Source organism: Shewanella jiangmenensis, from assembly GCF_018596335.1.
In the GTDB taxonomy this organism is placed as follows: domain Bacteria; phylum Pseudomonadota; class Gammaproteobacteria; order Enterobacterales; family Shewanellaceae; genus Shewanella; species Shewanella jiangmenensis.
Genome location: NZ_JAHEPS010000015.1, coordinates 1 through 23,105, shown reverse-complemented (window position 1 = coordinate 23,105; position 23,105 = coordinate 1). Strand labels below are relative to the sequence as shown.

Sequence of the window (23,105 nt, the reverse complement as noted above, 5' to 3'; positions counted from 1 at the left end):
AAAGAAATTTGAGCCATGACACAAAAACTGCTGCGTTCACTGCTGATCCTGCTGTGCCTTTTCCTGCCTGCAACCGCACGGGCGCAGGAGAATTGCCTGGTGATCCTGACCTCGTTTTCCGAGCTGCCATTCAAGGCGCTGGTCGATGATTTTTCGGCGCGGGAACAATGTCAGGTTCGGGTGGTGTACCGCCGCACCCTGCCCGCCATCCGCCTGCTGACCGACGATAACCAGCCCAAGGTCGACCTTATCATTTCCTCATCGCCGACCCTGTTTCAGACGCTGGCAGAGCACAAACTGCTGGCCAAACTCAACCAGCCCTTCGACATGCCGCCCTGGCTTGGCAGCCACAGCCTGCCCTCGGGCGACTACGTGCTGCCGGTGGCTTACTCCGGCATAGGGCTGATGTACAACCGCGATTACCTCAGCAAATACCAGTTGCCGCAGCCCAAAAGCTGGCAGGATCTGGCGCGGCCCGAATTCAGCGGCCATGTGATGATGAGTTCACCCGCCCATTCGGGCACTACCCATATGATGGTTGAAAATATTCTGCAATCAGAAGGTTGGGATAATGGATGGGCACTGCTGATGCGCATTGGCGGCAATTTGTCGTCGCTGTCGGCCCGAAGCTTTGGCGTGAGTGACGCCATCAGCCGCGGCCTGGTGGGCGCAGGCCCGGTTATCGACAACTACGCCAATACCGCCCGCAGCCACTTTAACTATGTCGATTTCAACTACCTGCCGGACACAGTGATTTTGCCGACCTATTGTGCCCTGTCGGCCAGTGCCAGCCACCCGGATACCGCCAAACGCTTTATCAGTTACTTACTGTCGGAAACCGGCCAGGCCAATTTAAGCCAGCCGGCGCTGTCGAAAATTCGCTTAAGCGATGCATCCCTTGCCAGCCACAGCCGCTTTGTTATCGACAAAGAGCGGCTGTTTATGCGCAACAACGTAATTAAAGCGTTGTTTGAACAGGCGATTTCACAGCAGGTGCCCAAGCTGCGCTACACCTGGGAGGCGATTATCAAGGCCGAAGGCGCCATGAAACAAACCGAAGCCAACCAGCAAACCATCGCCGCCGCCAAGGCGCTGGCAAGCAAGGTGCCCATCACCGAAGCCGAGGCCACTTCAGGCGCGATGCAGCAGCTGTTTGCCGGTTACGAGCAGGAGCCGTCGGCCGAGATGGAGCGCACCATGCAGCGCTGGCGGATGCAGGTCGCCGACCAGCTCGAGCAGGCCATGGCCAAGGTGCGCACCCTGGAGTATCCATGATCCGGCTCAAACACTCTCCCCTCGGGCGGCGGCTGTTTATTGCCTTCCTGTCGATGCTGTTTTTAACCCTGGTGCTGGGCCTGACAAGCCTTGCCATGTGGCACAAACTGGCGTCCCAGGTGAGCGGCATCATCAGCGAAAGTGTGCCGACCATCAACAACACCTACCGGCTGGAGCGGGTCAGCAACCGGCTGCTGCATCTGCTCAGTCGCCTGCCCGCCACCGAAGACGAGGTCGGCCTGCTGACACTGGAGCGGCAGGTAAACGAGGCCATGGCCGAGCTGGAAGGCATTTATCTGGTTAATTTGCACAGCGAAGAAGATAAAAGTAAGCAAATCGAGCGCTTTAACCAGCTTCAGCAACTGCTGGATGCCCAGGACCGACTGCTGCGTCACCGGCTGGCGCTGGCGCAGTCGCTGGCATCGCTGCAAAAGCAGCTCGGGCGGCTGCATCAGGATCTGATAGATGAAATGACGCCGCTGCTGCAGGAAGTGGCCTGGCACTTAAGCGCCCAGCTTGGTAACCGCACCTCGGCGGGCACCATCAACTCGGTTATCGAAGAGTTTTCGGTGCTGCAGGACATGGCCATCAAAGAAAACGAGCTGCATCAGCTGTCGGCCGAAATCATCGCCCAGCGCCATCAGCGCGAGCTGGAGCATGCCTTCTCCTTTATCGGTTTTCAGATTGATGAGCTTGGCCTGCTCAACACCCAGCTGGCGAGTTACCCTTCCACCGTGACCCACAGGCAAATTCTGCAGGAACTGATTGAACTGGTGAAACCCGAAGGCACCCTGCATCAGCTCCTGAAAGAAGATGTGGCCAATCAGCAGCAGCTGCAAGCACTCTCGCCCAAACTCAACGACCTTATCCAGCCGTATCATGCCCAGGTAGTGACCGCCGTGACTGAGGCCAATGCCAACCTCGGTGCGCTGGTCGAGGCCACCAACCAACAGGTCAGTCAGGGCAAACGCTGGCTGCTGCTGATGCTGGCAATCTCGCTGGTGCTGGGGACTTTTGTGCTTACAGCGCTGATTTCAAAGCGGTTGATTGCAAGGCTTGATCAGCTCAGCACGGATCTGGATAAGGTGTGCAACAACGACATGAACAGCCCAATACGGGTGCAGGGCAGCGATGAGATTGGTCGCCTCGGCGCCCAGTTGCAGCAGTTTCGCGAGCAGCGCCGGCTGATGGATAAAACCAATGCGCTCAACCTTATCAACAACACCGAGGCCTGCCTTATCACCTGCGCGCTGAATGGCACCATCGAGTCGGTCAACCCGCGCGCCCGCCTGTTGCTGCCCCTTGGCGATGAGCCTGAGCTGAGCTTACTGTGGCAGGCGTTTCCGCGCCGTGCGGCCGAGCAGCTGGCGCGCCAGTTCACCCGCTTAAGCCCGCTGTTCAGCGCAGGCCAGAGCCAATGTCTGGTGGAGCTTGGCGACGAAGGCGAAAGCCCGAGTTTCTGGCAATTTGATTTTCGCCGTTTCGAGCAGGCCGGTGAGCCGAGGGTAATGATCACCATCACCGACATGACCCGACAGGAGCTCAACACCCGCGAGCTGTCGGAGCGGGTCGCCGAACGCACCCTTGATTTACAACACAAAAACAACGAGCTGGAATCGGAAGTGGAGCGGCGCACCCAAGCGCAGAATGACCTGCTGCGCGCCCAGGACGAGCTGATCCAGGCCGCCAAAATGGCGGTGCTCGGTCAGGCCATGACCAGCATGGCCCACGAACTCAATCAGCCGCTGTCGGCCATTTCCACCTTCCTCTACACCAGCAAGATGGCGGCCGAGCAGGGCGAGATGGCACTGCTTGGCGAGAACCTGGACCGCATAGGGCAACTGAGCCAGCGGATGCACCGCATCATAGGCGCACTCAAAGAATTTGCCCGCAAGGCACCGCAAACCCGCCTGCGCCAGCGGGTGCCTCTGCAGGAGGTGACCGACAACGCCCTGCTGCTGCTCGCGCCGCGCATCAAGCGCGAAGATTGCCGCATCGACACCAACATAGCCCCGGATGCCGCGGTGATTGGCGATCCGGTGGAAATCGAGCAGGTGCTGATTAATCTTTTGGTCAACGCCCTCGATGCGGTGGCCGGCCTTGATGAGCGCCGCATCCGTCTGGAAGTGCTCGCCCATGACGAGCACGCCCTGCTGTTTGGCATCAGCGACTCCGGCGGCGGCTTTAGCGCCGAGGTGCTCGATAAGCTTTTCAGCCCCTTTATTACCACCAAGGAGGTCGGTCTCGGACTTGGATTGTCGATTTGCCGCACCCTGATGGAGCGCCAGGAAGGCGAGATACGACTGGCCTGTACCCTTACAGGCAATACCCTGATGTTGTTGGAGTTTAATCATGCACAGCCCACTGAAGATCAAGCCTGACCTGCTGCTCATCGACGACGATGAAGACGTGCTGGATGCCTGTCGGCAGCTGTTCAGCCTGTCCGGCTATATGGTGCGGGCAACTAGCTCGCCGCAAAAGGCGCTGGAGATCCTGAGCCGGGAATGGGATGGCGTGGTGATCAGCGACATCTATATGCCAGCCATGAACGGCCTGACGCTGCTCGAAGAGGTGCATAAAGTCGACCCGCAAATCCCGGTCATCATGATCACCGGCCACGGCGACATCCCGCTTGCGGTCAAGGCGGTGAAAATGGGTGCCTTTGATTTTATTGAAAAACCACTCGATCCGCCCACCTTCCTCGCACTGGTGAAAAAGGCAAGCACAGTGCGGCATCAGTGGATTGCGCGGCGGGAAACCATCCGCGATTCCCTCGCCGATGAACTGCTTGGCTCCAGCGCCCAAATCAATGAACTGCGGGAGCAGCTCGGGCAGCTCGCGCTCACCAGTCAGGATCTGATGCTTGAAGGCCCGCGCGGCGTCGGCCGTACTACCCTGGCAAGCCTGCTGCACCGACTTGGGCCAAGCAGCGGCGGCGCGCTCGAGCAGCTCGACTGCGCTTTGATTGAAGAGAGTGCGAGCCTTAAAGCCGCCATGGAGCGTGCCCGTGGCGGCACCCTTATCCTTCGCGGTCTTGAGCAGCTGAGCCACGAGTGCCAGCACTGGCTGGCAAGCTTTTTACTTGAAGCCGAGCGGCGCCAAACCAAGGATGTGCGCACCATCGCCATTCTCGAAACCCAGGCCGAAACCCTGGTGGAAAATCAGCAGCTGACCCCTGAGTGCTTTTACTATTTCTCCCAGGTGCGGATAAAACTGCCGCCGCTTTGCGAGCGAACCGCCGACATAGAGCCGCTGTTTATGACTTTCCTTAAAGAAAGCTGCCGGCGCCTGTCACGCAAGCTGCCTGTGGTGGAGGCGCGCTATCTGGATAACCTGCGCCAGCATCACTGGCCGGGCAATATCCGCGAGCTTCGCAATGTGGCCGAGCTTTACGCGGTTGGCATAGTCAAGCTTGCCAATGTGCAGCGCATCGCCGCATCGCCAAGCCTTAAGGGGCCGCTGGATGAACTGGTGGAAGACTATGAAAAACGCCTGATTGAGGATGCGCTGTTTCTGTTTTGCGGCCGAGTAACCGAGGCGGCCGACCACCTCAATGTACCGCGCAAAAAGCTGTATTTGCGGATGAAAAAGTACGGTCTCGACAAAGAGTGCTTTAAGCCGTCCAAGCCCGGCCGCAGTTAGCGCCCAAGGCTGCCCCGGGCGCTGGCCTTTGGTTTAACCGCGTGTTATATCAAAGGGAAATGCAGTTCAAGGACAGACCATGACCCAATTTGCCCTCGATGATATCAAGCACCTGCACGAATCGGTGCAGGTAGAATTCAAGCTTGCCGCTGGCCGCGATGGGCAGGGGCAACTGCCGGAAGACATGTGGGAAAGCTACAGCGCCTTTGCCAACACACTGGGCGGCGAAATTATTCTTGGGGTGCGCGAAGTACGCGGTGAGTTTTTTATCGAAGGCATCGCCAATCCGCTGCCCATGCTGGAGGAGATTTGGCGCATTCTGGGCGACAGGCACAGGGTGTCGTGTAATGTCCTGTCACCGACCGATGTGCAAATAATTGAACTGACAGGTAAAAAGCTTATCCGCTTACATGTGCCGCAGGCGAGTGCCAATCAAAAACCCGTCTACTTAGGCAGCGATCCCTTCGGTGGCACTTATTTTCGGGTGGATTCATCCGATATGCGCGCCAGCCGGCGTCAGGTCAGCCAACTGCTGAGAAAACAGCACCGTCCCTGCCCGCCTGAGCAGTGATCACAAAAAGCAGTGATCACAAAATCCAGAACAAAAGCCCCAGCGACGCAATCACGCCGCCAAGCCCTTTCAGCAGCGGCCGCTGTGGCTCAATCAGGCTTAAATACCAGGCCACCAGGGCACCGGTCAGCATCAGCAGGCTGCAACCCAGCATAAAGCCAAGGCTATACCAGACGGGACTGGCAAGCTCGGGGATCTCACTGCCATGGGCATGGCCATGAAACAGCGCGAAAATCCCCACCAGGGCCTGTGCAAAGGATAATGGCAGCTCGCGGCCATACAGCAGCGCCACACCAAAGATAACCGCCGACAGCGCAATGCCCTGCTCGACCCAGAGCATGGGCACATCCAGCATGCCGATAACGGCGCCAAACAGCATAAAGCCGATAAAAGCCAGGGGCACGGCAATCTTGCCGTGCTCACCAAGCTGCATGGCAAGCAAGCCAACAGCGAACATGCTCAGCAGATGGTCAAAGCCAGAAAAAGGGTGCAGCAATCCGGCACTGAAGCCCTGATTGGCATAAATATCATGGGCAAAGGCCGGCGCTGACACGCCAAGCAGCGTCAGCGTCGCCAACCCTGTCAGCACGCGCAAATATAACACCCTGAAGTTTCCCCTGTTTACCGCACGGCCGGGGCGTAAACACACCATTGGCAGTGAATTTGGCAAATAAAAACGTTCCAAACAGGATAAGGCTATCAGCTCGGCGATGTTAATTAAATGATAATTTTGTGATTTTTTGTGTGCAGATCACAACAATCCCAGCAACGACTGCAGCTGGGGAAGGCAAAGGTGCGGCAGTGGTGACTGCAAAGGAGCCGCCAAAGCCTGCCCCTGGGCGGGATTAAGCAGCGCCGCCATACAGCCCGCCCGCAGCGCCCCCGCGACATCAGCTTTGTGGCTGTCGCCGACGTGGAGCAGATTTTCAGGAAGCACCTTAAGACGCTCGCAGCCGAGGGTAAAGAGGTCGCCGTGGGGCTTCATCTTAAGTCCGTCACCGGCCTTGATCACAAAGGCAAACAGCTCGCCAAGGCCAATCCGGTCCGCATCCACATTGCCATTGGTGAGGCCAATCAGGGTAAAGCGGGAACTAAGCGCACGCAGCACCTTAATGCTCGCCTCGGGCACCGCAAAGTTGCTGCGATGATAAAGAAATTCATCCATCACAGCGCCTGCGCCGCGATTGGCGTCATCGCTTTCAAGCCCAAGACGCTTAAGACCGCTTCGCAGCGTCGCGAGCCGAAGGCGGGTCGGGTCGTGGGCAAGCAAAGGCTCTTTTGCCATCAGCTCAAGCTTGTGATGGCGCCACTCAGCGGTTCCCCAGTGGCGGCTTTCGGGAAACTGTTGATGCAAAAACGCAAGCTGCGCCGCTTCGGCGGCGAGGATTATCGGCCGGTTGTCGTAAAGAGTGTCGTCCAAATCAAAACTGATGGCATGGATGGGCTTAAGCCGCCGGAAAATCTGCATCAGTCATCCTTCTTGCGCGCCCTTGGGTGGGCTGAGTCGTACACCTTGGCCAGGTGCTGAAAATCCAGACTGGTGTAAATCTGGGTGGTGGCGAGGTTAGCGTGCCCCAGCAGCTCCTGCACCGCACGCAAATCGCCACTGGATTCAAGCATATGGGTCGCAAAGGAGTGCCTGAGCTTGTGTGGATGCACGCCCACGGCAAGCCCCTGAATTTGCGCCCACTTTTCCATGCGTACCTGAATACTGCGATGGCTTAAGCGGGTGCCGCGGCTCGAAATAAACAGCGCGTTATCCGCACAATACAGCTCAGAGCGCTTGCCAAGCCAGGCCTGAATGGCATCGATGGCGACCTTGCCCACCGGCAAAATCCGCTCCTTGCTGCCCTTACCCATAACCCGCACTTCGCGGCTTTGTAAATCAAGGTGTTGCAAATCGAGCGCCGCGAGTTCAGCAAGACGCAGGCCACAGGAGTAAAACAGCTCCATCACGGCACGGTCGCGCACCGCAATCCAGTCTTCCGGCGCGACTTCCAGCAGGTGGCTGACCGAGTCCACATCAAGGTTTTTCGGCAGGGTTTTGGGCTGTTTGGGGGCCTTGAGGGTAGCGGCGGGGTCTGCATCGAGCAGACCTTCTTTAACGAGAAACTTGCCAAATTGCTTGAGCGCAGAGGCAGTCAGCGCCAAAGAGCGCGGCCCGAGCCCCTGACGATGAAGCTTTGCCAACAGCCCCGCCAGCTCCTGACGGCTAACCTGTTGCCACGGCTTGTTATCCAGCATCGCCATGGCGCGCTCAAGTTCAAAACGGTAATTGCGCACTGTCATTGGCGACAGCTGGCGCTCGGTCGCCAAAAAGCGGGTAAAGCGTTCGAGCCAGTCGGCTTGGCCGGCCATCATTACAACCTTGGCAGCAGGTGATCGAGCAGGCGGCGCAGCTGATCCAGCAGCAGGTTATCCATTTCCGGATGGAAGTGAGCCGGATCCTGACTGGCAATGGCAAACACCACCTGACCACAATGCTCAGACAGGCGAATAAGCGCCACCGAGCCCACCTCAGCGCCAAACAGCCGCCGGGATTCAAGCGCCGTCAGCCGGCCAAAATAGTAACCACGGGACAAGCGGTTAGTGGAGATGTTGCCAAGCTCGCTGTCTTTCTCATGGACAGTGATAAGCCGCACATGGGTAAAGCCAAGCTCGCCCATCAGCGCCTCAGACAGGCACTGACGCACTTCGCCAAGGTCTTCACACTCAAGCAGTTTGAACTGAAGTTCGTTATTGAAGCGGAAGATTTTTTCGTTGCGGCGCGCCTCGGTCATCAGCGCGGTGATTTCTTCTTCCAGCTGATTTACCCGGTTTCGGAGCAATTCCTGGCGCCGCTCCACCAAAGACACGGTGCCGCGCTCGCCGTGGGGCAAGCGCATCGCCAGCAGAATTTCGGGATAGCGGGCGAAAAAATCAGGGTTATCCAACAGATATTCGCGGATAAGCAGTTCATCAAAGGGCGGCTGCGCGCTCAGTTCCACATCGCTCATAGCTGAATTTGCCCCTCATAAACCTGCTGGGCCGGGCCTGTCATCCACAGCGGCTTGCCTTCGCCTTCCCAGTTAATGCTGAGGGTGCCGCCGGGTAAATCCACTCGTACCCGCGTGCCCAGTTTGCCCTGCAGCTGGCCAACCACGGCCGCCGCACAGGCGCCGCTGCCGCAGGCAAGTGTTTCGGCCGCGCCGCGCTCGTATACCCTGAGCTTAATATGCTCTTGGTTTATCACCTGCATAAAGCCAACGTTGACGCCCTTGGGAAAACGCTCATGGCGGGTCAGCAGTGCGCCCACTTCGGCCACAGGCGCAGTGTTGATGTCGTCCACTTCCAGCACCACATGGGGGTTACCCATGGACACTGAGCCGCACAAGAAAGTCTGCTGCGCCGCCTGCAAAAGGTAAGTCTTTTCGGCCTTTTTGGCTTTAAAGGGAATTTGCGCCGGGTCGAGAATGGGCACGCCCATGTTCACCGTCACGCCGCCATCGCGCTCAAGGCGCAGGGTCATCTTGCCGGCGCTGGTGCTGACTCTGATTTTATGCTTTTGGGTCAAGCCTTTGTTTTTGACAAAGCGGGCAAAACAGCGGGCACCGTTGCCGCACTGCTCAACCTCGCTGCCATCGGCATTGAAGATACGGTAATGAAAATCCAGATCCGGATCGTAAGGCGGCTCAACCAGCAGCAGCTGGTCGAAACCAATACCGAAGTTACGGTCGGCCAAACGGCGAATTTGCTCCGGCGAAAAGAACACGTTTTGGGTCACGCCGTCGACAACCATAAAGTCGTTGCCCAGACCGTGCATCTTGGTGAAGTGGATCAAGCTATGCTTCCTTAGCGCCGAAGCCACGCTCCGGCGCCCAAAAATCGGCTACTTTCCCCAGTTTACGGCAGGAGTTGCTCTCCTTGCCAGAGTTGACTGAGTTTTTCGCGCTCGCGCACCAGATGGGCCTTGTCGCCATCCACCATCACCTCGGCGGCGCGGGGGCGGGTATTGTAGTTGGATGACATGGTAAAGCCGTAGGCACCGGCGCTGCGCACCACCAGATAATCACCGCTGCCGGCGGCAAGCTCCCTGTCTTTACCCAAAAAGTCACCGGTTTCACATACAGGGCCCACCACATCGCAGCGGGTAGTGGCGCGGTCGGTCTTCACCGCCGGAATAATGTTCTGCCATGCGCCATACAGGGATGGGCGGATAAGGTCGTTCATCGCGCCATCGACAATTACAAAGCGCTTGTCGCCGTTGTCCTTGGTGTAGAGCACCTGAGTCACAAAAACACCGGCGTTGGCGGCAATGGCACGGCCCGGCTCAAAAATCAGTTTCAGCGGACGCCCATTGAGCTTTTCAAGGATGGCGGCGGCATAGACATCCGGATGTGGCGGGGTTTCGCCGTTATAGGTCACACCAAGGCCACCGCCCACATCGAAGTGTTCAATCACAATGCCCTGCGCCGCCAGACGGTCAATCAGTGCCAGCATACGGTCCATGGCATCGAGGAATGGCTTAAGTTCAGTAAGCTGCGAGCCGATGTGGCAATCAACGCCGGTCACCTCAAGGTGTGGCAACTCGGCGGCGCGGGCAAACAGCAGCTCGGCTTCATCCATAGGGATACCGAACTTGTTTTCTTTCAAACCGGTGGAGATGTAAGGATGGGTGCCGGCATCCACGTCCGGATTCACTCGCAACGACACAGGCGCTTTTTTGCCAAGACGGCCTGCCACTTCGTTCAAAAGCTCAAGCTCGGCGCCGGACTCAAGGTTAAAACACATGATGCCGGTGTTAAGCGCAAGCTCCATTTCGGCCACGGTTTTACCCACGCCGGAAAACACCACTTTGGCCGGGTCGCCGCCCGCCGCCAACACCCGCGACAACTCGCCGCCGGACACAATATCAAAGCCGCTGCCAAGACGGGCCAGCACGTTGAGCACCGCCAGGTTGGAGTTGGCCTTTACCGCGTAGCAAATCAGGTGTGGATGGGACGATACCGCACTGTCGAAGGCATGCCAGTGGCGCTCGAGCGTCGCGCGGGAGTAGAGATACAGGGGCGTGCCATAGTCTTTGGCAAGCTGCTCGACATCGCAGTCCTCGGCAAACAAACGCTCATTACGGTAGAGGAAATGGTCCACTGGTGTACATCCTTATCGATTGTTGTTCTTAGTTGCTGTTTTTAATCGTTGCTTTTTGATTGTCTTCGACGACTGACGCCTGCCCGGCATCGGCCTTGGCAGCAGGCTCGGCCTGATTTTGCTCAGGCTCAGGAGCCTTATAAAGCGGGCCTTTCTGGCCACAACCCGAAAGCAGCAGACTAACAAGCAACAGGGATAAATACAGTCTCATTTTTCTCAACTTAAATGCATATAGCGCGGATTTGGCTTTATAATCGCACTCAAGCCCAGGATTGAAAAGGATCAACACACATGGCGATGACAGACACTGAGTTTCACCAGCTGGCCGATGACATGTTCAACATCATAGAAACGGCGATTGAGAATGCCATCGACAATGACGATGCCGATGTGGACATCGACAGCTCAGGTGGTGTGCTGCAACTGACGTTCGAAGATGGCTCCAAGATTGTCATCAACAAGCAGGAGCCCTTGCACGAAGTGTGGCTGGCGACCCGTTTTGGTGGCTATCACTTTGGTTTTAAAGAGGGTAAGTGGATTGATGAGCGCAACGGCGGCAGCGAATTTATGCCGTTTTTGAAAGACTCAATCAAGCGTCAGGCCAATCTGAACCTGTGCTGGTAATGCCTCGCGGGGGTTAGAATTCGGCCCCCAAATCCTGCCTGGCCATGCCTACCGGCTGGGCTCTGAGTTCCCCCTGCAGGCGCTCAAGCTGGAAGAATTGCGGCAAATTAAAACGGCCGCGCACCTCATAGAGCCCCTCAAACGCATACTGCTGACTGACCTTGCTCACCAGCGCCTCGACCGTGGTGCCGTGCTGCACATAGTGGCTCAGCTCGTTTTCGGCATTGAGGATAAACACGTCTATCCCCTCCTCCCGCTGGCGCAGGAAATATTGGATCACATCTTTGGTGGCGTAATCCTGAATAAGCTCTGGCACGCTGGCAAAAGGATCGTCGCCCAGTTCCGGGCGCGGCAAAGTGAGCAGATTGCCATGGCTCATCTGCCGATAAATGGCCGGGGCATCGGCCAAATCTTCAAACGCCACACCCAATGTATTGAAAAAAAGGCCGTAATTTTTATCGCCAATCCTAAGCGGCTGCACCAGCGTGGACGACACATTGGCCTGGCAGGTCAGCCGCGCCACCTGCCTGAGCAGGCTGTGCACCGCAAGCTCGAGCTGCGGCTGCAACCGCACGCTGCAGCCTATGGTACGTAAATCCACCTGGGAGCGGATATCGACAAGCTCCGGCAACGTAACACTGCTGTTGCCATCCACCCGGCCACCGGCGCGGCGGATCCCCGGGGCGACAAAGGTCATTACCTTCAGCAGTGCCTGTTCGCCTTCAAAGTGATGACAATGCCATTCACCCCAGGAGTTGTAACAGAGCACATCGACCGAGCCGAGCATATTAAGCCGCTGCCTGCCAAGGGAAAACAGGTTGGCGTTCATCATGTCTATCATGACTTCCTGGCCGTGCCAGTCCGGGGTTGGGTCTTTCTCAAGGTTTACCAGCAAAATCAGCTTGCGGTAAAACCAGGGCTGACACAGGTCCTGTTTCGAGACCCTTAAATCCACATCGGCAATCATCTCCTGCAGCTTACGGCTTGCCTGCTCAAGGCGAGCGCCGGCCTTGCGATCGCCATACCAGTGCCATTGGGTGTCGGGAGTAGAGACGCCATTTATCGCCGCCCACAAAAGCAGCGATGCCAGATGCCCCGACACAAATACCGCCGCCTCACCCTTGAATGCATTGGCCTGCGGAGCTTGTCTATACAAGTAATGAGTGCCATCGGCCTGGCTGGTGATCACCGTAAGCTGCGGCTCGCCAACCTGCTGGCTCCACAATAGATTCAGTTTTGGGATCAGATGATTATCTTCACTGAAACTGGTGTGCAGCTTACGGGTAAGCATGCCAAGGTCGGCAACTTTCAGCGCTTCGCTGATGCCGTGGCGCGATGCAAAGTGCAGCAGGGTTTGATAGCTGGCGAGCATCAGCTCGTTCAGCTGGGCGTTAAACCATTGCAGCTCGCCGCAATGCCAGCTCTCGCAGGCATCGAGGGTATCAATCAGGGTTTCGGGCCATTGCCAGTCGCTGACCAGCAGCTGCATCTTGAGGTAGCGCCAGTCTTTGGGCTGATCTTCCTGGCGCAGGCGCACGCCGCACTTAAGGTAAAAACAGCGCCGTACTATCTCCAGCCGCCTGAAATCGCCAATGGCCAGCAAGTACTCTTCAATCACTTGATAAAGCAGGAAATACGGATCGTTAGCCGCCGAGAAGTCACCTTCAACTGTGCGCTGCCACACCCGGGCGCTGAGCTGCTCGGTGTCCGGATATCGCCAGGCATAGGCTTCAAGCAGCAATACTTTGAGCAGTGCCTTATGGGGTTTGGCGAGGCCTTTATAAAGTTGCCACAGCGAGGCGCTGAAGTACTCGCTTGCCGGCAAACTTTGCACATCACCAAGCCACAGGCCTTCGCTGCCGACACGGGCACCGGGCCACCAATACAAGGGCTTGCCACCAAGGCAAATCTGGGTGCGGTAAAACTCTTCCAACAGCAGCCAATGCTGGGCGCTGCCACTGTGTTCCACCCCAAGCTGACGCTTGAGATCATCGCCGCTGGGGCGCTCACCCCTGAACTGATGGGGATGAACCAGATAAAAATTGACTTCAAAATCAAAGCTGGCAAACCACTTGGTCAGCAGTTTGAGCTTGGCCGCCAACAGCGCTATCTCATCTTCGGCGAGCTTTTGCTCGTGAATGACCCACACATCCACATCGCTTTGAGGGTTCTGGCCAAAGCTGCCGGTGCTGCCCATGGCGTACACGCCTTCAATCGCATGGGGCCAATCGGAGCGAAGACTCGGAAGCCCGAGGGACAACACCTCGGCCGCGCTGTGATGCTCGGGTTTGGGATCAAAACCGGCAATGCCGCACGGGGTGACGTGGCCGTTATAGCCGGGCAACCTCGCGCCGTGAAAATGCAGCAGCAGTGGAATAGCATGAAAAAGATGGCGTTTCAGCGGCGACAGCAGCGCCAGTGCCCGGGCCATACGCACCCGGTTCAATCGCTCAGCCAAACCGAGCGATGAGGTTGACCATCGGCTCTGCGCTATCATCTTGGTGGGGTTCGCCAATCCATGGGAGAGAGTGAAACCATGCTAACACCCGTTTTAATCACCGCCAAGTTTTGGGACCAAGATCACACTTTCATCCTCAAAACTGCCTATTGCAGAACAAAGATGCGACAGCCGTTCCTTACATAGAGCGGATTGCAATGTTAGCATTGGCGCAATTAACGCAGACCAAAAAGATGGAATATCGGCATGTCTCAAAACCTTATTCGTATCGCCACCCGCAAAAGCCCCCTCGCCATGTGGCAGGCTGAGTTTGTAAAAGCTGAGCTTGAGCGCATTCATCCCGGCCTGGTGGTAGAGCTGCTGCCCATGAGCACCAAGGGCGACGTCATCCTCGACACACCGCTGGCCAAGGTGGGCGGCAAGGGGCTGTTCGTCAAAGAGCTCGAAGTTGCCATGCTGGAAGACAGAGCCGACATCGCGGTGCACTCGATGAAAGACGTACCGGTCGAGTTTCCTGAAGGCCTGGGCCTTGAAGTGATTTGTGAGCGCGAAGATCCGCGCGATGCCTTTGTTTCCAACAGCTTCCGCAGCATCGACGAGCTGCCAAAAGGCGCCGTTGTCGGCACCTCAAGCCTGCGCCGTCAGTGCCAGCTGCGCGCCCGCCGTCCGGATCTGGTGATTAAAGATCTGCGTGGTAACGTTGGCACCCGCCTGGCCAAACTCGACTCAGGCGAATACGACGCCATCATCCTCGCCGCCGCCGGACTTATCCGCCTGAAGCTCGCCGAGCGCATCGCCAGCTTTATCAGCACTGATGAGTCGCTGCCGGCCAACGGTCAGGGCGCCGTGGGCATCGAATGCCGCACCGACGATGCAAGGGTAAAAGCCCTGCTCGCCCCGCTTGAGCACAAAGAAACCCGCCTGCGGGTACTGGCCGAGCGCGCCATGAACACCCGCCTTGAGGGTGGTTGCCAGGTACCTATCGGCGCCTTTGCCGAAATCGACGGAGACAACATGTTGCTGCGTGGTCTGGTGGGCAATCCCGATGGCAGCGAGGTCATCACCGGCCAAATCAGCGGCCATAAAAACGATGCTCTGAGCCTGGGTGAAAAGCTTGCCGACGACCTGCTCAGCCGCGGCGCCAAAACCATCCTGGACGCGGTTTACCACAGGGGCTGAGCATGAAGGTGCTGCTCACCCGCCCGGAAGGCAAAAACGGCGCCATGACGGAGGCGCTTAACGCACAAGGAATCTCCCATTTGGTTCAGCCGCTGCTGGCGGTTGAGCCGATTGCGGTCACGGATGAGCAGCTTGGGTACTTTTACGGTGCCGACATCCTTATCTTTATCAGCACCAGTGCGGTGCAGTTTGCCAGCGCCTGGCTGACAGACTCAAACGAGTGGCCAGCAGGCCTGCCACCGGTGTTTGCCGTGGGCGATGCCACCGCCGAGGCACTGCTTGCCCTTGGGGTTCCCAATCAGCGCGCCCCGGACGACAGTCAGGCCACCGAAGGCCTGCTGACCCTGCCCGGGCTTGCGGATGTTGACGACAAGTGTATTTGCATAGTTCGGGGTGTGGGCGGGCGCGAAGCCATGGCCGAAGCCCTGCAACGTCGCGGCGCTCAGGTGCAGTATCTTGAAGTGTACCGCCGCGCCTGCCCTAAACTCGATGGCGAACAGCTTTGCCGCGACTGGCAGGCCTTTGGCATAGACACCATAGTGGTCACCAGTGGCGAAGTATTGGAAAACCTGATAAATCTCGTACCGAAAGACAGTTTTGCCTGGCTTGGCAGCTGTCATATCATAGTGCCCAGCGCCCGGGTCGAACTCCGGGCAAGGGAGCTGGGACTCGACATAGTTACCAACGCCGGAGCAGCAAATCAGACCGCCGTGCTGGAAGCATTGGCCATGTGATTTGGATTGCTGCTTTGGTTTCCCTGAATTGAACGCTTTTTAGCATCAAGGACCGTTTCATGGAAAACCAACAGCAAGACGCTCAGCGCCGGGCTTTAGAGGCTCAGTCAAGCAACGACACCCCCACGACCGGCACCGCGCCAGACGCTGACAAGGACATTTCGGCGCCGGGCACCGCAGCTGAGCACAATGGCGCTGATGACAAAAGTGCTGAGCACACCAGTGCGGATACCGCCAAGCCTGCTGCGGCTGCATCTTCAGCTTCCAGCTCCTCAACTTCCAGAGCTTCGACATCCGGCGCATCGGCATCACGCACCGAGACATCTGCGCCGGTAAGCCGCTCGAGTTCCTGGAGCATGCGCCTTGCAGTGCTGCTGTCACTTTCCATGGGCGGCGCCGCGCTCGCCGGTGGCTATTATCTGTATCAGCAGTTAATAGTGCAGTTTCATCACACCAAGGCGCTGGAAGAAAACGCCGCAGTATCGCTCAAAGAGCCCGTGGCTCGTATCAATCAGCTGGAGCAGCGTCAGCAGCAGATTGCACAGCTTGAGGCGGAGCTTGGCCGCCTGACGACCGACCAAATCGCGCTTGAGCGCCGGCTTGCCAATCTGGCACAAAAAACGCCCGATGACTGGCTGATTGCCGAGGCGGATTATCTGGTGCGCATGGCCGGTCGCAAGTTGTGGCTTGAGCAGGACCCGGCCACGGCGCTGAGCCTGCTCAAGGCAGCTGATGAGCGAATTGCCGCGATGCAGGACACGGCGTTGCTGCCGCTTCGTAAAGCGCTCGCCGCCGATATAGTGCAGGTTGGCGCCATCCGCAGTATCGATATCGCCAGCAATGTGTATGCGCTCGATGAAATCATGCTGCAACTGGACGCGCTGAAGCCGGGTCGCAGTCAAAACAGCTACCAACCGGTGCGGGATGAAAACCTCAGCAGCTCTATCGACGATTGGCAAAGCAATCTTGCCAAGAGCTGGAAAGCGCTGGTGAACGATTTTATAACGGTGCGCCACCGCGCCAGTGACATCACCCCTCTTCTGTCACCGCAGCAGGAGTGGTACCTCAAAGAAAATATCCGCGCCAAACTCCTGCAGGCACAACTTGCCCTGTATCGCCACGATGAAGCGAGTTTTGGCGAAGCCATCACCATGGCCAACGGCTGGGTCAAGCAGTATTTCAGCCTCGAGCAAGGCAGCGGTGGCAGTATCAGCAGCCATCTGGACAAGCTGTCAGCGCTGCGGATTGATGCGGTGCCGGTGAGCAAGTTCAGGGCGAGCGATCTGCTGCGTGCCTTGATACAAGATGGAGTGTTACAGGACGGCGTGATGCAGGACGGCGTGATGCCAAGCCCGCACGCCGGGGAAGCGCAGGAGCAGCCGCTCGAGCAGGAAGGCGCGCAAGCACCCAATCCCAATGAGCCAAGCCCGAATGAAAGAAACCCCGATGAGTCCGGTGCTGAAGCACCAACTCCCGCAGAGCAAGAGTCCAGCGAGCCCGTTCCGGTAACTCAAGAGCCCGGAGAGCAAGAGCCCGGAAATCAAGAGCCAGGCCTGACACCCCAGCCCTCTCCTGAAGCCAATGCAGCAAGTCAGGAGATGCGCTTATGATCCGCCCCCTGATTTATCTTGGCATCGTTCTCGCTGGTCTGTGCCTGAGCCCGTACCTCATCGGCAACACAGGCTATCTTTACCTGGCTGCGGGTGATTACGAACTCGAAACAAGTCTGGTGTTCGCCGGCATCATGCTGGTTGTAGGGTATCTGCTGTTTACCCTGGCCGAGCGGCTGGTGCGATGGTTGCTCAGGGTCATTTTTGGCAGCCGCTATTTGCCGGAGCGCTGGCGCCGCAATGCTGCGAAGCGACACACTTTAAGTGGCGCGCTGGCACTGGCCGAAGAAGATTGGCCGGATGCCGAGCACTTTATGACTAAGGGCGCCAATAAAGGCGAGCTGCCTGCACTCAATTTGCTGGCCGCAGCACGTGCCGCCCAGCGCCAGGGCAAATACGCCGAGCGCGATGGCTATCTCGACAGGGCTGCCAAAGAGCCCATGGCAGAGCTCGCCGTGATGACGAGCCGCACCCGTTACCTGCTGCAGCAGGGCCAACTCGAGCGTGCCCGCGAAATCCTGGACAAACTGCAACCGTCGAGCAAGAGCAAAGCGCCTGTGGTTAAGCTTGCCCTCGATGTCTATCAGGCTCAGCAGGACTGGCCGGCACTGCGTGAGCTGCTGCCTGCCATTCGTAAGCAAGCGGTATTATCTGAGGTTCAGCTTGGTCTGCTGACACAAAAAATTAACATTAACCTGCTGCAGCGCGCTGCAAACCAAAGTCTTGAAGCGCTCGAGAAAGAGTGGCAGTGGTTGTCTCGCAGCGACAAGCAGCACAGCGCCAACCTCGCCACCTATGCACTTGGGCTTGGCAAACTTGGTAAGCGAGAAGAAGCGCTGAAGCTGCTGCTCAAAGATATAAATACCCACGCCGAAGCTGCGGTGCTGGATGCCTTGCCCCGGGTGATAAGCGCTGACGATACCCAGGCACTGACTCAGCTCGCCAAGCTTGGCGGCCGCTATGACGATGTGCCCGAATACCACAAATGCATGGCAACCCTTTGCCTGCAGAGCAGGGATTTCAAGGCCGCACACACTCATTTACAAAAGGCCTGTGAGCTGGATCCGGCCCGCGAAAACTGGCTGGCGCTGGCTACACTGAATGAGCAGCTGGGCGAAACGGCAATGGCACTTTCGCACTACCGTAAGGCGGCAATGGCCTAATCCGCACGGCATTCAACATTTAGTTAACAATATCAAGGCGCTCTCGCAGTTCATCTGTGAGGGCGCCTTCTTTTTTGTAACTTATTTGCACTATATCTAGTGTTTTCTACTGTTAATAAACACCACATAGTGATGGTCAAAATTAGTATAAAAGCGTCAAAAAACTGCAAAAAAAGCTATAGTTATTAATGGTTTTGATCTATGTCAAAAAATTGACTTAAGTGTATTTTCCGAGTAAAATTTAATTCTTAAGTTGGGATCTTTTTGTCTACTTTCAGACAAAAAATGTATCGAATATAAGCTGTTGGGAGCTTGTTATGGGTTCGTTTATCACACCGAAAAATGGGATGCTCAAGTTTGTGGATGGGCAAATCAGTATGGATACCGAAGGCAACTCCAAGCCTGTGCTTGCCGGTGACACTATTCCAGAAGGCGCAGTCCTGCTGGTCGCCGACAACACCCGCTTCGAGCTGGTTCTTGATGACGGCACTACCCTGGATGAGGCCGATGCCAAGCCGGAAGCAGACCCGCAGCAAGCGGCGCAGCCGGTTGATCCAAACGCTATCAACGATATCGATCCCAACGCAATCAACGAGATTGAAGCGTTGCAGGCTCAAATTGCCGCAGGCGGCGATCCGACAGCCGATCTGCCTGAAACCGCAGCCGGTGTTGCCACTGCCGGCAGCGAAGGCAATTCAGGCTATGTGTCACTGGCCCGTGCCGGCAGCGAAACGCTGGCGAGCTCAGGCTACGACACCACAGGCACACCGCTTGCCACCGATTCCGGACTCCAGGAGCCCCAACAACCTGGTGACTACCCGACACAGGCACTCAACGACAGCGTTACCGTGGAAGAAGGCTCAGTCGCCAGCGGTAACGTGCTTGCCAACGATACAGATATAGATTCCAGCCTCAGCGTGTTCAGCTTCGAGGTTAACGGCGGCACTTTCACCGCAGGCACTGCAGTCACCCTTGAGGGTGGCGTGCTGGTGATTAACGCCGATGGCAGCTACACATTTACCCCGAATGACAACTGGAATGGCACAGTCCCCACTGTGACCTACACCACCAATACCGGCGCCACTGCCACCCTGACCATCAACGTGACTCCGGTTGACGACCCAACCATCACAGCAGATGACTCAGTAACAGTGTCAGAAGGCACAGTTGCCAGCGGCAATGTGCTCGACAATGACTCAGACATTGATTCTGACCTCAGTGTTGCCAGCTTCACTGTCAACGGCACCACCGCCGTGGCTGGCACCAGCATCACCCTCGAAGGTGGCGTGCTGCTGATTAACGCCGATGGCAGCTACACCTTTACCCCGAATGACAACTGGAATGGCACAGTCCCTACTGTGACCTACACCACCAATACCGGCGCCACTGCCACCCTGACCATCAACGTGACTCCGGTTGACGACCCAACCATCACAGCAGATGACTCAGTAACAGTGTCAGAAGGCACAGTTGCCAGCGGCAATGTGCTCGACAATGACACAGACATTGATTCTGAACTCAGTGTTGCCAGCTTCACTGTCAACGGCACCACCGCCGTGGCTGGCACCAGCGTCACCCTCGAAGGTGGCGTGCTGGTGATTAACGCCGATGGCAGCTACACCTTTACCCCGAATGACAACTGGAATGGCACAGTCCCCACTGTAACCTACACCACCAATACCGGCGCCACTGCCACCCTGACCATCAATGTGACTCCAGTCGGCGGTGAAGGCCCTAACGTTGTTATCAACACAGACGCCGATAACGACGGCTTTATCAATAATCAGGAATTGGGCGACTCCACTACAGTCAATGTCACCATCGACATCACCCCAACCGGTGCAATCGCAGGCGATACACTGACAGTAAACGGCACACAAATCGTGCTGACACAAACCGATATCGATAACGGTTTTGTTAATCTGGATCTGCCATCACCCGGTGAAGGCCAGACCATTACCGTGGTTGCCACCGTTACCGATCAGGCAGGTAATGTATCCCCTGAAGGCAGCGACTCTGCTGTGCTGGATACCATTCCACCGGTGATTACCGTTGATGCGCCCGACAACACCAACGACACCACGCCTACTATCACAGGCACCACAGATGCCGAGCCCGGCAGCACAGTTACCATAGTCGTGACCGATGTGAATGGCGGCACCCAGACGCTGACCACCACGGTAAACCAAGACGGCACCTATGCTGTTGATGTGGTTACCCCACTGCCTGAAGGCGGTTATACCGCCGATGCCAGCGTCACCGACCCTGCCGGCAACACCGGCACCGATACCGATGACGGCAGCGTGGATGTCACCGCGCCGGTAATTACCGTTGAAGCGCCTGATAACACCACCGACGATACGCCAACTATTACCGGCACTACAGATGCAGCACCCGGCAGCACTATTACCATCGTCATCACCGACAGCAATGGTGGCACTCAAACCCTGACCACCACAGTCAATGAAGACGGCAGCTACGCAGTGGACGTGGCAAGTCCGCTGCCTGAAGGTGGCTACACCGCCGACGCTAGCGTCACCGACACTGCCGGCAACACAGGCACCGACTCAGATAATGGCGACGTGGTTTATCCCGAAGTCAGCATCAGCGCCAATCAAACTGACGTCAGCGAAGGCGATACCGCAAGCTTCACCGTTAGCCTCAGCCAAGCGGCGACTGAAGATATCACCGTTAACTTCACCTATTCCGGTACCGCAGTTGATGGCACCGATTTTACCGGTGTGGTCAGCGTGGTGATCCCCGCCGGACAAACCAGCGTCATCGTCAATATCAACACCATTGATGATGTGTACGCCGAAGGCTCTGAAGATTTCACCATTACCATCGGCAATGTCAGTGGCGGCAATGCCACTGTGGGCGGCAACAACAGTGCCACCACGAATATTGTTGATGAAGCCGTCCCCGGCGAAGAAGACACAGTCTCTGTGACCCTGACCGGCCCAGGCTCTGTCACCGAAGGCGAGACCACCGGCAGCTACACCGTGACCCTGAGTGACCCGGCTCCGGTTGGCAGCATTGTGACCCTGAGCTACAGCTACACCAGTGCCAGTGGTGAAGACATCATTGAAACCGTGCAGGCCGTGATTGGTGCCGATGGCAAGACTGCCACCTTCACCATCACCACCGTGGACGACGTCTATGCCGAAGGCGATGAAGCCTTCACAGTGTCGGTGAGCGGCATTCAGACTCCGGGCGGCAGCAACGTGTTCGAGCAGCTGGACCTGACCGGCGCCAGCGTCACCACCACCATCAAGGATGCAGCGTCTCCAACTGACCCAGAAGTCCCCGGCGAAGAAGACACAGTGACTGTCACCCTGACCGGCCCAGGCTCGGTCACCGAAGGCGAGACCACCGGCAGCTACACCGTGACCCTGAGCGAGCCTGCCCCGGCTGGCAGCATTGTGACCCTGAGCTACAGCTACACCACTGCCAGTGGTGAAGACATCATTGAAACCGTGCAGGCCGTGATTGGTGCCGATGGCAAGACTGCCACCTTCACCATCACCACCGTGGACGACGTCTATGCCGAAGGCGATGAAGCCTTCACCGTGTCGGTGAGCGGTATTCAGACCCCAGGCGGCAGCAACGTGTTCGAGCAGCTGGACCTGACCGGCGCCAGCGTCACCACCACCATCAAGGATGCAGCGTCTCCAACTGACCCAGAAGTCCCCGGCGAAGAAGACACCGTCACTGTCACCCTGACCGGCCCAGGCTCAGTCACCGAAGGCGAAGTCACCGGCAGCTACACCGTGACCCTAAGCGAGCCCGCCCCGGTTGGCAGCATTGTGACACTCAGCTACAGCTACACCACCGCCAGTGGTGAAGACATCATTGAAACCGTGCAGGCCGTGATTGGTGCCGATGGCAAGACTGCCACCTTCACCATCACCACCGTGGACGACGTCTATGCCGAAGGCGATGAAGCCTTCACCGTGTCGGTGAGCGGTATCACCGTTGGCGGCAACAACGTATTTGAGCAGCTGGACCTCACCGGCGCCAGCGTCACCACCACCATCAAGGATGCAGCGTCTCCAACTGACCCAGAAGTCCCCAGCGAAGAAGACACAGTGACTGTCACCCTGACCGGCCCAGGCTCAGTCACCGAAGGCGAAGTCACCGGCAGCTACACCGTTACCCTAAGCGAGCCCGCCCCGGTTGGCAGCATTGTCACCCTGAGCTACAGCTACACCACCGCCAGTGGTGAAGACATCATTGAAACCGTGCAGGCCGTGATTGGTGCCGATGGCAAGACTGCCACCTTCACCATCACCACCGTGGATGACGTCTACGCCGAAGGCGATGAAGCCTTCACCGTGTCGGTCAGCGGTATCACCGTTGGCGGCAACAACGTGTTTGAGCAGCTGGACCTCACCGGCGCCAGCGTCACCACCACCATTAAGGATGCAGCGTCTCCGGTTGACCCAGAAGTCCCCGGCGAAGAAGACACTGTCACTGTCACCCTCACCGGCCCAGGCTCAGTCACCGAAGGCGAGACCACCGGCAGCTACACCGTTACCCTAAGCGAGCCCGCCCCGGTTGGCAGCATTGTCACCCTGAGCTACAGCTACACCACTGCCAGTGGTGAAGACATCATTGAAACCGTGCAGGCCGTGATTGGTGCCGATGGCAAGACTGCCACCTTCACCATCACCACCGTGGACGACGTTTATGCCGAAGGTGATGAAGCCTTCACCGTGTCGG

At 57.5% G+C, this 23,105-nt stretch carries 19 protein-coding genes; 10 read left to right on the top strand and 9 right to left on the bottom strand.

Annotated elements, in window-relative coordinates; translation table 11 throughout:
- Window positions 1-15: 15 nt before the first annotated feature.
- From KJI95_RS18860 to KJI95_RS18845, 4 genes are all read left to right on the top strand, one after another.
- Window positions 16-1,275 carry an ABC transporter substrate-binding protein gene (locus KJI95_RS18860; protein WP_214508758.1) on the top strand — a complete coding sequence of 420 codons (1,260 nt, stop codon included), beginning with the start codon at window positions 16-18 and terminating at the stop codon, window positions 1,273-1,275.
- Window positions 1,272-3,656, top strand: a complete 2,385-nt coding sequence (locus KJI95_RS18855; RefSeq protein ID WP_250885962.1) for an ATP-binding protein — start codon at window positions 1,272-1,274, stop codon at window positions 3,654-3,656. Before KJI95_RS18860 ends, KJI95_RS18855 begins: the two co-directional genes overlap by 4 nt.
- Window positions 3,628-4,917: a sigma-54-dependent transcriptional regulator gene (locus KJI95_RS18850; RefSeq protein ID WP_214508757.1), complete on the top strand. Its 1,290-nt coding sequence runs from the start codon at window positions 3,628-3,630 to the stop codon at window positions 4,915-4,917. Before KJI95_RS18855 ends, KJI95_RS18850 begins: the two co-directional genes overlap by 29 nt.
- 79 nt (window positions 4,918-4,996) lie before the next feature.
- Window positions 4,997-5,488 (top strand): AlbA family DNA-binding domain-containing protein, encoded by a 492-nt coding sequence (locus KJI95_RS18845; protein WP_214508756.1) that lies wholly within the window; start codon window positions 4,997-4,999, stop codon window positions 5,486-5,488.
- Window positions 5,489-5,504: 16 nt separating this feature from the next.
- Here the strand turns inward: KJI95_RS18845 and KJI95_RS18840 are convergent, their stop codons facing one another.
- The 7 genes from KJI95_RS18840 to lptM form a co-directional block, all read right to left on the bottom strand.
- On the bottom strand, window positions 5,505-6,077 hold the full coding sequence (locus KJI95_RS18840) for a HupE/UreJ family protein (RefSeq protein ID WP_349356760.1): 573 nt from the start codon (window positions 6,075-6,077) through the stop codon (window positions 5,505-5,507).
- A 162-nt stretch (window positions 6,078-6,239) separates the two neighbouring features.
- Window positions 6,240-6,956, bottom strand: coding sequence for an HAD-IA family hydrolase (locus KJI95_RS18835; protein WP_214508754.1), 717 nt, complete (start codon window positions 6,954-6,956; stop codon window positions 6,240-6,242).
- Window positions 6,956-7,846, bottom strand: coding sequence for a tyrosine recombinase XerC (gene xerC / locus KJI95_RS18830; protein ID WP_214508777.1), 891 nt, complete (start codon window positions 7,844-7,846; stop codon window positions 6,956-6,958). Before xerC ends, KJI95_RS18835 begins: the two co-directional genes overlap by 1 nt.
- A 2-nt stretch (window positions 7,847-7,848) precedes the next feature.
- A complete protein-coding gene (locus KJI95_RS18825) occupies window positions 7,849-8,484 on the bottom strand; it encodes a DUF484 family protein (RefSeq protein WP_214508753.1) in 636 nt (211 codons plus the stop codon).
- Window positions 8,481-9,308, bottom strand: coding sequence for a diaminopimelate epimerase (gene dapF, locus KJI95_RS18820; RefSeq protein WP_214508752.1), 828 nt, complete (start codon window positions 9,306-9,308; stop codon window positions 8,481-8,483). Before dapF ends, KJI95_RS18825 begins: the two co-directional genes overlap by 4 nt.
- A 62-nt stretch (window positions 9,309-9,370) precedes the next feature.
- On the bottom strand, window positions 9,371-10,615 hold the full coding sequence (lysA, locus tag KJI95_RS18815; protein ID WP_214508751.1) for a diaminopimelate decarboxylase: 1,245 nt from the start codon (window positions 10,613-10,615) through the stop codon (window positions 9,371-9,373).
- Window positions 10,616-10,643: 28 nt separating this feature from the next.
- A complete protein-coding gene (gene lptM, locus KJI95_RS18810) occupies window positions 10,644-10,826 on the bottom strand; it encodes an LPS translocon maturation chaperone LptM (protein WP_214508750.1) in 183 nt (60 codons plus the stop codon).
- 80 nt (window positions 10,827-10,906) lie between these two features.
- Here lptM and cyaY point away from each other — a divergent pair, with 80 nt between their 5' ends.
- Complete coding sequence (cyaY, locus tag KJI95_RS18805; protein ID WP_214508749.1) at window positions 10,907-11,239, top strand: iron donor protein CyaY; 333 nt, start codon at window positions 10,907-10,909, stop codon at window positions 11,237-11,239.
- 13 nt (window positions 11,240-11,252) lie between these two features.
- Here the strand turns inward: cyaY and KJI95_RS18800 are convergent, their stop codons facing one another.
- Entirely contained in the window at window positions 11,253-13,736 is a 2,484-nt protein-coding gene (locus KJI95_RS18800; RefSeq protein ID WP_214508748.1) for a class I adenylate cyclase, read from the bottom strand.
- Between the two features lie 207 nt (window positions 13,737-13,943).
- On the opposite strand from KJI95_RS18800, the gene hemC reads away from it, so the two are divergent.
- Complete coding sequence (gene hemC, locus KJI95_RS18795; RefSeq protein ID WP_214508747.1) at window positions 13,944-14,876, top strand: hydroxymethylbilane synthase; 933 nt, start codon at window positions 13,944-13,946, stop codon at window positions 14,874-14,876.
- A 2-nt stretch (window positions 14,877-14,878) separates the two neighbouring features.
- The gene (locus KJI95_RS18790; RefSeq protein WP_214508746.1) at window positions 14,879-15,610 is read left to right on the top strand and encodes a uroporphyrinogen-III synthase; all 732 of its coding nucleotides are present in this window, start codon (window positions 14,879-14,881) and stop codon (window positions 15,608-15,610) included.
- A 103-nt stretch (window positions 15,611-15,713) separates the two neighbouring features.
- Here KJI95_RS18790 and KJI95_RS18785 read toward each other — a convergent pair whose 3' ends face one another.
- Complete coding sequence (locus tag KJI95_RS18785; protein WP_214508745.1) at window positions 15,714-15,968, bottom strand: hypothetical protein; 255 nt, start codon at window positions 15,966-15,968, stop codon at window positions 15,714-15,716.
- Between KJI95_RS18785 and KJI95_RS18780 the strand changes: the two genes are divergently transcribed.
- From KJI95_RS18780 to KJI95_RS18770, 3 genes are all read left to right on the top strand, one after another.
- Complete coding sequence (locus KJI95_RS18780) at window positions 15,967-17,220, top strand: uroporphyrinogen-III C-methyltransferase (RefSeq protein WP_214508744.1); 1,254 nt, start codon at window positions 15,967-15,969, stop codon at window positions 17,218-17,220. The two genes, KJI95_RS18785 and KJI95_RS18780, sit on opposite strands and share 2 nt — an antisense overlap.
- Window positions 17,217-18,383: a heme biosynthesis HemY N-terminal domain-containing protein gene (locus tag KJI95_RS18775; protein ID WP_214508743.1), complete on the top strand. Its 1,167-nt coding sequence runs from the start codon at window positions 17,217-17,219 to the stop codon at window positions 18,381-18,383. The genes KJI95_RS18780 and KJI95_RS18775 overlap by 4 nt, the downstream gene beginning before the upstream one ends.
- 317 nt (window positions 18,384-18,700) lie before the next feature.
- Window positions 18,701-23,105, top strand: a 4,405-nt coding sequence (locus KJI95_RS18770; protein ID WP_214508742.1) for a beta strand repeat-containing protein, incomplete at its 3' end; no start/stop codon positions are given.